The following is a 9,437-nucleotide window of genomic DNA, read 5'->3' on the forward strand; positions in this document are numbered from 1 at the left end:
CCGCAGCACCGCCCGGGCCGGCCCGGACGCGGCCCCGGGCGGGATCACGAGCAGTCGGAGCCTGGGCCGGCCCCCGTTGCTGCCGCCGCCCGCGGTGACCACCCGCGGGTCGAGGGTTCGAAACGAGTCCACCCGCACCCGGGGCAGCTTCGGCCCCTCGGCCTGCCGGGGAATCGCCGTCCACGCGTCGAGGTTCACCGACATCCGGCGGACGCCTTCACCGGCGCCCGCCAGCGCGGCGAGCAGGCCGGGCAGCTCCTCGGCGAGCCCCATCGTCCGCGGCCACCAGCTGCCGTCGAAAGATCCCTGGCCGCGGGCCGGCGACAGGGACAGCCGGGTGGCGAAGGCGCGAGTTGCAAGGGGCTGGGGCGGCGCGCCACCGTCGCCGTCGAACCGAGCCATATCGTCGCGGTCGGCGGGAAGGACGTGCGGGCTCGTCATCATGACGGCCGCCTCACTCCGATGACGATGACCATCGGATGGCTGCGACCGGTGGCTGGGTCGGCCTGCTGGCCGACGCTCGCGACACACCCGGTCAACGACCATGCTACGCCCGAGGCCGCACCGTCCCTCGAGAATTCAGGCGGGGGGACCACCGGGGCCGTCCGCACCCGCCGGGCGGGCCATCTCGGCCAACGCGACGTCGAGGCGGCCCGGCGCCAGCGCGAACGTCTGTTCGGTTAGGGTCGAGTCGAGCACACAGGGCCGCTCGTACAGGTACAGCATCTCCACCACCTCGGCGGTCACGGGGTCGGCGGCGCCGGCCGCGGCGAGTTCCGCCGCGGTCAGCCGGACCAGCTCCGGTTCCCGAGCAGCCTCGGTGCCGTCGGTGCCGTCGGCGCGGCAGGTGGCCGCGAGCCGCCGGGACAGCTCGCGCACCGACAGGGGCACGCTCGGCGCGTGCCAGGTTCGCCCCCAGGCGCGGTCATCCCCGCTGATCGCGACGAGGGCGCGGGCGACGTCGCCGACGTAGGTCCAGCTGTGAGCGGCGTCGAGATCCCCCGGGAAGGCAGCGGGCGCGCCGGCGAGGAGCTTCGGGGTGACCAGCAGGTTGTAGAGCGAGTAGGCGTCGGCGCCGAGGAAGTCCGCCGCGCGCACCTCGGTTGCCCGGACCCGGCCGGCGCGGTGGGCGGCCAGGGCGTCGTGCCACATCGCGGCCCGCACCCGCCCCTTGGCCGCGAGCGGTGCCAGCGGCCGATCTTCGGTGATCGGGCCGTCGACCGGGCCGTAGCCGTAGGTGTTGCCGAGCATGACGTAGCCGGCGCCGGTGCGTTCGGCGGCCGTCAGCAGCGCGGCGGCCAGCGGCGGGAACAGCGTCGGCCACCGGTCGTAGGCGGGCGCGGCGCAGCCGAACAGGGTCCGCGCGCCGGCGGTCAGCTCGGTCAGCCGCTCGGTGTCGGTGGCGTCGGCCGCCACTAGCTCGATCCCCGGCCGCCGCGGGCCGCGGCCGCTGCGGGTTACCAGCCTGACCTGATCTCCCGCGTCGGCGAGCAGATGGGCGGTGGCGACGCCGGTCGCGCCGGCCCCGACGATCACATGTGCGGTCATCGCTGACTCCTCCTGGGTGGGCGGCCCGGTCCGGACCGGGCTCGTCCGGATCACCCTCGCCGGGCGCGCGCACCCGCGGCAGCCCCGCGGACGCCAACTGTCCGGAGGTTTCCGCCATGATCGGCCGGGCCGCGCCGGCGCGGCGATGATGAGTACCATGCCCGCGGCCACCACCATCCCCGGCTCACCTCGGCCGCCTGGCCCGTCTGGCCCGTCTGGCCCGCTTGGCCAGCACGGCCCGCCGCACCGGGTCGCGGTGATCGCCGTCCCGCCGGTGACGATGTTCGACCTGTCCATCCCGCAGCTCGTCCTCGGCGCCACGTTCGTCGCCGACCGGCCCGGCTACGAGGTGGTCGTCTGCGCGGCCGACCCGGGGCCGATCGCGGTCGAGGGGGACGGCGGCGGGATGGGTCTCAGCATCAGCCGGGGGCTCGACGCCGTCGCCTGCGCGGACACGGTCATCGTCACCGGCACCGGTGCCCGGGTCGACGCCGATCCGCGGGTGCTGGCCGCGCTGCGGGCGGCGGCGGATGCCGGCCGCCGGATCGCCTCGATCTGCACCGGCGCGTTCGTCCTGGCCCAGGCCGGTCTGCTCGACGGCCGGCAGGCAACCACGTACTGGGTGCAGGCCGGGGCGTTGAGCAGCCGCTTCCCCGCCGTCGATGTCCGCGCGGACGTGCTGTTCGTCGAGGACGGTCAGATCGTGACTTCGGCCGGGCTCGCCGCAGGCATCGACCTGTGCCTGCATCTGGTGCGCAGCGACTACGGCAGCGCGGTGGCGAACGCGGCGGCCCGCCTCGCGGTGGCGGCCCCGGCGCGAGCCGGCGATCAGAACCAGCTCATCCCGACGTCGCTGCCCGGCCCGGACGGGACCGGACTGGCTCGCACCCGGGACTGGGCGCTGGCGCGTCTCGACGAGTCGCTCACCCTCGCCGATCTCGCCGCACACGCGCACGTCAGCGAACGGACGCTCGGGCGGCGCTTCCGGGCCCAGACGGGCCTCAGCCCGCTGCAGTGGCTGCTGCACCAGCGCATCGAGCGGGCCCGCGAGCTGCTCGAGACCACCGACCTGCCGATGGATCACGTCGCCCGGCGCAGCGGGCTGGGCTCGGCCGACTCGCTGCGCCAGCACCTGCTACGCCGCACCGGCCTCACGCCGACCGCCTACCGGACCGCCTTCGCCCGCCACCCTCGACGGGAGGCATCGGCGCAGCCCTTCGCCGGGGCGCCATCGTCGACCATCCCCGGCCTGGCAAACGTGCCCACCCGGCCGGCCCGATAGGCTGCCGGGATGGCTGGCGACCTTTTCTCCGGAACCGCCGGGTATTACGCGCGCTATCGACCTGGCTACCCGCCGGAATTCCTCGCCGACGTCGCCTGGCGATTCTCTCTCCCCGGGACGGGTCGGCTTCTCGACCTCGGGTGCGGGCCCGGAACTCTCACGCTTGCCCTCGCCGCCCGGATGCGGGAAGTCATCGGGGTCGATCCGGAGCCGGAGATGCTCGCGGAGGCGGCACGGCAGGCGGATCGCGCTGGTGTCCGTAATGTGCGCTGGATGGCGGCGGCCGCGGAGAGCCTGCCGTCGGACCTCGGTCGGTTTCAACTGGTGACTATGGGCCGTTCGTTCCACTGGATGGACCGGGACCAGGTGCTGGCGACGGTCGCCGGCATGGTCACGCCGACCGGCGGACTCGTGATTGTCAGCGATTACCGCCTCGACCGGCCTGTCACCGACTGGCAGCGAGCGATCGAACAAACACAGGCGAAGTTCCTGGGAACCGTGCGCCGCGCTGGTGGCGGCGTCGTGGTGTCGACCATGGAATCCCCTGAAGTCGTCGTGAAAAGATCTCCTTTTCAGCGGGTCGAACGGGTCCTCTACGAATTCGAACGACGGTGGACGATCGAACGGATCATCGGCTATCTGTATTCGACCTCGTTCCAGGTTCGGGAGCTGCCGGGCGCCCGGCGAACCGCCTTCGAGGAGGAGATCGCCGAAGCGCTGCGCGACTGTTCCCCGGATGGCACGTTCATCGAACCCGTCCAACTCGTGGCCGTATTCGCCTCGCTCGGCACCTGATCGCCGGCCGGTTTGCCTGTCCTATCAGGTGGTACCAGGAATACTCGGTACATCTCACCCGGCCGGGGTGGGGAGTACTGCCGCTGCGCGATCCCCCACTCGCACCGCGACGGCGAGGACTACCGCGCCGGCGACCGAGAGCAGCGCTCGGACGTGGTTCCAGGCCGTCCAGGCGCCGGCGTAGTCCAGCCAGGACCTCGCCGCATCGGCGGCCGTCGGGTCGACCCGGGCGAGGGCGTCGTTGTGCGGGACGTGGTAGGCGATCGTCAGCAGCACCCGCCGGTTCACCGATCTCGTCGGCGAGCCCCCGATCGCCTACCTCACCGCCTGGCGCCTGGCGCTGGCCGCCGATCTGCTACGCGAACCGGACGCCTCCGTGGGATCGGTTGCCCGTCGCGTCGGTTATGGCAGCCCCTTCGCGCTGAGCACCGCCTTCCGCCGCCACTACGGCGTCAGCCCACGCGATCACCGCGCGCGGTGACGGGCCTCGACTCGAGACCGTTAGGGTTGTTGTCAAGGGTTCGACATCGGGATGTGGTGGGACTGTGGTTGATCGCCGGGACTGGATGACCAGGGCCGCGGACGAAGCGATCGAGCGGGCGCAGCGGCGCCCCGGGGGCGGGAAGGTCGTCTGCGCGTCCGGGATCAGCCCGTCGGGCCCCATTCACCTGGGCAACCTGCGGGAGATCCTCGTCCCGCATCTGGTCGCCGAGGAGATTCGCTCGCGCGGCGTGCCCTGCGAACACATCCTGTCCTGGGACGATTACGACCGGCTGCGCAAGGTGCCCGCCGGAGTGCCCGCCGACTTCGCCGAGCACGTCGGCCGGCCGCTGACGGCCGTTCCCGATCCGTGGGGGGAGTTTCCGAGCTGGGCGGAGCGGTTCAAGGCGCCGTTCCGGGACGCGTTGCGCCGCCTCGGCATCGAGGTGCGCGAGATCAGCCAGACCGAGATGTACCGCTCGGGCGCCTACGCCGACGGCATCGCCCGGGCGATTGCCGCCGCCCCCACCATCGACGGCATCCTCGGGCGCTACCGCACGCTGCAACCATCGCCCGCCGGCTCCCGGCCGGATGGTTCCGGTTCCGATGGTTCCGGTTCCGATGGTTCCGGGCCGGGCGGTTCCGGGTCCGGCGGTTCTGGTTCCGGCGGTTCTGGTTCCGGTGGTTCCGGTGGTTCTGGTCCCGGCCGACGGGCCGGGCGGGCCGGGCGGGGCGGGCGGCGGGAAGCGGCGGCGCCGGGTGGGGCCCTCGACGTCCCCCCGGCGGACGTCGACGTCGCCGTCGACGAGGGGGCCGCCGACGACGAGGGCTCAGCGTCGGCGTCGGCCTACTTCCCGTTCCGGCCCTACTGCGAGGTCTGCGGCCGCGACACCACCGTGGTGGTGTCCTTCGAACCGGCGGCCGGCCAGGGCGGCTACTCCTGCTCTGCCTGCGGCAACCACGGCCGGTTCGACGTGCGGGGGCCGGCGAACGGCAAGCTGGTGTGGAAGGTCGACTGGCCGATGCGCTGGGCCTACGAGAACGTCGCGTTCGAGGCCGGCGGAGTGGACCACTCCTCGCCTGGATCGAGCTTCACCGTCGGCGGCAGCATCGTCCGCGAGGTGTTCGGCGGCGAGCCGCCGGTGTACCTGCCGTATTCCTTCGTCGGGGTCCGTGGGCGGGCCAAGCTTTCCGGATCGGCGGGTGGGGCCCCCACCCCGGCGGACGCCCTGCACATCCTGGAGCCGGCGATCGTGCGCTGGATCTACGCCCGGCGCCGGCCGAACCAGGCCATCACCGTCGACTTCGGGGCGGAGGTGCTGCGCGTCTACGACGAGTGGGACGCGCTGAACCGGCGGGTCGGCGACGGCGCGGCCGAGCCCGCGGAGGACACCGTGGTGGCGCGTTCGCGGGGGACCGTCGGGGGCGGCCCGGTCGACGCGCCGCGCACCGTGTTCCCGTTCCGGCTGCTCTCGTCGATCTGCGACATCACCGCAGACGACCCGACCCAGATCCTGCGGATCCTGCGCCAGGCGAGCGGCGGCGAGGCGGCCGGCGGCCGCGAAGCCGAGGTCGACGGCACGGGGCAGACACCGTTCACCCTCGACGATCTCCAGCCGCGGCTGGACTGCGCGCGGACCTGGACCACCGAGCACGTGCCCGCCGAGCAGCGCACCATCGTGCGGACCGAGCCGGACAGGGCGGCGTTGGCAGCGCTCGGCGCCGACGAGGCCAAGGCCCTCGCGATCCTTGTCGACGGCCTCGAGCAGGACTGGTCGCTCAACGGGCTCACCGCGCTGACCTACGCGGTACCCAAGCTGCTGCGCGGGCTGCCCGCGGACGCGCCGGCCACCGCCGAACTCAAGCAGGCCCAGCGGGCGTTCTTCGTCCTGATCTACCGGCTGCTGGTCGGCCGCGATACCGGCCCGCGCCTGCCGACGCTGCTGCTGGCGGTCGGCCCCGAGCGGATCCGAACGCTGCTCACCGCCGCGGAGTAACACGCCTGGTCTGCCTGGTCTGCCTGGTCCGGGCGGACCGGCGATCGGCGATCGGCGGCCGGCGGTTGCCGGCGGGCACGGCTGGCCCGTCCCGCCCCCGCCCCCGCCCCTTCTGTCGGAAAGGACCGCCTTGGCATGATGTGATCCATCATGGCGATCGCGGCGGGTGGGGGGCCGGGGGCCTGCGGGCCCGGGCTGCCGCCGCCCGGTCGGGATCTCGTCCGGGGCGCCCGCCGGCTCGGGAGCGGGGTGCTCGGCATCCTCGCCAACGAGAAGGGCTGGGACCCGGTCCCGTACCAGCGGCGGCAGGCCGCCCGGCTGGCCGGCGATCCGATCTATCCGCCGGACCTCTACCTCCCGCAGCGCTACGTCCTGCTCGACGAGCCGCCGGAGGTCTCGGCCCGCGAGGACGCGCTTGCCGCCGTGCTCCGCCTGCTCGATACCGCGCAGGCGCGGTTCGTGCTGGTCATGGCGGACTTCGGCCACGGCAAGAGCTTTCTGCTGCGCCGGCTGGCGCTGCGACTGCCCGCGGCGGTGCCCAGCCTCATCCCGATGCTCGTCGAGCTGCGCGGGCTGAAGCTGGGCGATCCCTCGGACCTCGACCTCGACCGGCTCCTCGACGCGCACCTGCGCCGGGTCGAGGAGGACGGCGTCCCGGCCGGCGCCCTGCGGACGATGCTGGAACGCGGCCGGCTGGTGCTGCTGCTCGACGGCTTCGACGAGCTCGTCCAACGGCTGACCTTCGACGAGGCCGCCGAGTACCTGCGGATCATCCTCGACAGCGTGCGCGGCGCGGCCAAAGTGGTGCTCACCAGCCGGATCGCCCACTTCGCCTCGGACGACCAGTGGCGCGACGTGCTCGGGCAGTGGGCGCAGGGCCACCGGGTGAGCCGACAGCTTCGGCTGGAACCGTTCGACGACGCGCAGATCGAGAATTTTCTCCGCCACCGGTTCCGGGTGCGGCCCGCGGCCGGCGACGTATCGCCGTCGGCCGGGAGCGCCGGCACTGCGGCGGTGGAGGATTCGGTGGCAGCCCGCCTCGGCCTCATCCGCGAGGTGCCGAACCTGGCCGAACTGAGCCGCAACCCCCGGATGCTGTCGTTCATCGCGAAGCTGACGAGGGCGGAACTGCTGGCCCTGCGCGCCGACGACGGCACGATCACGTCGGCGCGGCTCTACCGGGCGCTCGTGCGGCACTGGCTCACCGTGGAGGTGCGCCGCCGCCATCCCACCCGCGGTTCGACCAGCGGGTTGACCGTGCCGCAGCTCAGCGAGGTCGTCACCGCGGTGGCGATCCGGATCTGGACGGACGCGGACGGCGCCGCCGGCGAGATCGATCTCGCCGGCCTGACCGAGATCGTCCGCGGGGCGGTCACCGACCCCGACGGCAGCCGGGTCACCGCCGAACAGGCGGCGTTCCAGGTCGGCTCGGGCAGCCTGCTCGTCCGCGGGGACAACGACCGGTTCTCCTTCGTTCACGCCTCGGTGCCGGAGTACCTGGTGGCGGCCCGGGTCGCCGAGGATCTCGGCGACACCGGGGACAGCCCGCTGCTGGGTCTGGGCGCGATGTCGTCGCTCATGGTGCAGTTTCTCCGCGAGGAGGTCGGGGAGCCCGTCGTCGCGGGGTGGGTCGAGACGGTGCGCCGCGGCGGGCCGCCTGCGGATCAGGCCGAACCGGCGGTCGAGGCGGCCTGGGGCAATGCGGCGGCGGTCGCCGTGCACCTCGCCCTGCCCCCGCTGCCGTCGCATGTACCGTCGCCCGCCCCGTCGGCCCCGTCGGCCCAGCCCGCCCCGTCGGCCCCGCCCGCGCCGTGGGCGTCTGTGCTCCCGCCGTCCACCCCGGGGGGCTTGCCGGCGAGCCGGGCGGCGGACATCCAGGCGTCGGTGTGGTCCGATGAGTTCCTGACCCTCGACGAGGTCGACGCGCTCGTCGAGGCGTTCAGCGATCTCGAGCAGGCCCGCCTGGTGGTGTTGGAGGCCGGCCTCGCGAAGGGCCGGCAACCCGCCGTCCCGGCCACCCTCCGGGTGTTCTGGGCCGAGGTCGTGGCGGACCTGAACGCCGGGGCGGTCCGCGGCGGACGAGGCCGGCTCCGGACCGTGGCCGCCCGGGAGCGACCCGGCCATCCGCCTTTCCTGCGGTGGGCGCAGGGCCCGCCGCGGGAGGAGCCGAGATAGCGCGGCGCGACGGGATAGGTGGTCAGCCGGTACCGGTGGTCAGCCGGTGCCGGGCGAGGCGGGGCCGAACAGCTTCAGGTAGCGTTTCGACGCCTTGGGGTTCAGATCCGGCTTGTACAGCGACGAGCGGACGTTCTTCGCCTCGGAGTTGTTGTAGTACGCCTCGTAGGCCAGATCTGCGGAATTGGCGGCGAACGTCTGATACATCTTCTGGATATAGAAGGGGTTGTCGCCGCCGCCGCCCTCCGCCCGGACCACCCCCCACTCCGGGACGGCGAACTTCTTGCCGTGATCACGGGCGAACTGGATCACCGTGCACAGCCCGGACCGCTGGTGGCACTGCCGGTTCCAGCTCTTCTCGCTGACCGAGGTGGGGAAGAAATCGTAGGAGTCGATGCTGACGACATCGACGTACTGGTCGCCGGGATAGGCGTCCCACACGTCCCGCCCGCTCCCCGGCAGCTTGTCGGTGTGGGCGTTCATGTTCCAGTCGATCTTCACGGCCGGGGCGGTCGAGCGCAGTGCGGTCACAGCCCGGCGAAAGCACGTCTTCCAGGTTTCGGCATTGCGCACGTGCCAGTACATGTAATCGCCGTTGAACTCCCAGCCGAGCCGGATGTAGGCGTCCGAGCGGCCGAACTTCGTCAGTGTTGCGCCGAACGTTCGCCAGTTGTTGTCGTAGGCGCCGCTCGCGCAGGCCGCCTCGTTGCCGTCCTTGGGGAACGGCGGCTGAGCGATCGACAGCTCACCGGGGAACTTGTCTCGGGTGAAGGCCGCCGTCGGCCAGTCCGCCGAGACCAAGTTGTACCAGTCCTTGCGCTCGGTGAAGACGATCGCGAGCCCGACCGGGCGGCCGGTGAACGCCCCCCAGGCGTTGACGTCGGCGGGGTAGTTGCCGTTGGCGCCGGACACCCAGTGCAGCCCGACGGGACCGGGTGCGGGTTTCGACGAACCGGAGCATGCCGCGAGCCCGGCGGTCAGCAGTACGCTGACCAGCAGCAGTGACAGCGAGACCAGCCGCGACCGGCGTCCCACCCTCACGCTACGGAGGGCCTGCGGCGGACCGGCGCCGCGGTGGGCGAGTTCACGCCGGCACCCGGTGCCGGCGACTGATCGGCCGCGAGCGGCGACAGCCCGGCGCCCGGCGACCCGGCCGCGGC

The 9,437-nt window shown here is 73.0% G+C and carries 8 protein-coding genes and 1 pseudogene; 5 read left to right on the forward strand and 4 right to left on the reverse strand.

The features are described from left to right. Positions 1-444 (reverse strand): DUF5994 family protein (locus ND748_RS17840; RefSeq protein ID WP_251746937.1); only part of this gene is annotated, 444 nt, incomplete at its 3' end. Positions 445-579: 135 nt separating this feature from the next. Further along, positions 580-1,548 carry an NAD-dependent epimerase/dehydratase family protein gene (locus ND748_RS17845; RefSeq protein WP_251746938.1) on the reverse strand — a complete coding sequence of 323 codons (969 nt, stop codon included), beginning with the start codon at positions 1,546-1,548 and terminating at the stop codon, positions 580-582. A 280-nt stretch (positions 1,549-1,828) separates the two neighbouring features. Here ND748_RS17845 and ND748_RS17850 point away from each other — a divergent pair, with 280 nt between their 5' ends. Together ND748_RS17850 and ND748_RS17855 are read left to right on the forward strand one after the other, a co-directional pair. Further along, positions 1,829-2,830, forward strand: coding sequence for a GlxA family transcriptional regulator (locus ND748_RS17850; protein ID WP_374215959.1), 1,002 nt, complete (start codon positions 1,829-1,831; stop codon positions 2,828-2,830). Between the two features lie 9 nt (positions 2,831-2,839). Beyond that, positions 2,840-3,625: a class I SAM-dependent methyltransferase gene (locus ND748_RS17855; RefSeq protein ID WP_251746940.1), complete on the forward strand. Its 786-nt coding sequence runs from the start codon at positions 2,840-2,842 to the stop codon at positions 3,623-3,625. A gap of 54 nt (positions 3,626-3,679) precedes the next feature. Here ND748_RS17855 and ND748_RS17860 read toward each other — a convergent pair whose 3' ends face one another. After that, the gene (locus tag ND748_RS17860; protein WP_251746941.1) at positions 3,680-3,913 is read right to left on the reverse strand and encodes an anthrone oxygenase family protein; all 234 of its coding nucleotides are present in this window, start codon (positions 3,911-3,913) and stop codon (positions 3,680-3,682) included. Here ND748_RS17860 and ND748_RS17865 point away from each other — a divergent pair. The 3 genes and pseudogenes from ND748_RS17865 to ND748_RS17875 all read left to right on the forward strand — a co-directional run. Further along, positions 3,903-4,106 (forward strand): annotated as a pseudogene (locus ND748_RS17865) (helix-turn-helix transcriptional regulator); the annotation flags it as partial. The gene ND748_RS17860 and the pseudogene ND748_RS17865 sit on opposite strands and share 11 nt — an antisense overlap. Before the next feature lie 85 nt (positions 4,107-4,191). Beyond that, on the forward strand, positions 4,192-6,102 hold the full coding sequence (gene lysS / locus ND748_RS17870; protein WP_251746942.1) for a lysine--tRNA ligase: 1,911 nt from the start codon (positions 4,192-4,194) through the stop codon (positions 6,100-6,102). Positions 6,103-6,252: 150 nt separating this feature from the next. Further along, on the forward strand, positions 6,253-8,277 hold the full coding sequence (locus ND748_RS17875) for an NACHT domain-containing NTPase (protein ID WP_251746943.1): 2,025 nt from the start codon (positions 6,253-6,255) through the stop codon (positions 8,275-8,277). A 39-nt stretch (positions 8,278-8,316) separates the two neighbouring features. On the opposite strand, the gene ND748_RS17880 is transcribed toward ND748_RS17875, so the two are convergent. Beyond that, positions 8,317-9,318, reverse strand: coding sequence for a glycosyl hydrolase (locus tag ND748_RS17880; protein ID WP_251746944.1), 1,002 nt, complete (start codon positions 9,316-9,318; stop codon positions 8,317-8,319). Positions 9,319-9,437: the final 119 nt, after the last annotated feature.

Source organism: Frankia sp. AiPs1 (genome assembly GCF_023716945.1).
GTDB lineage: Bacteria > Actinomycetota > Actinomycetes > Frankiales > Frankiaceae > Frankia.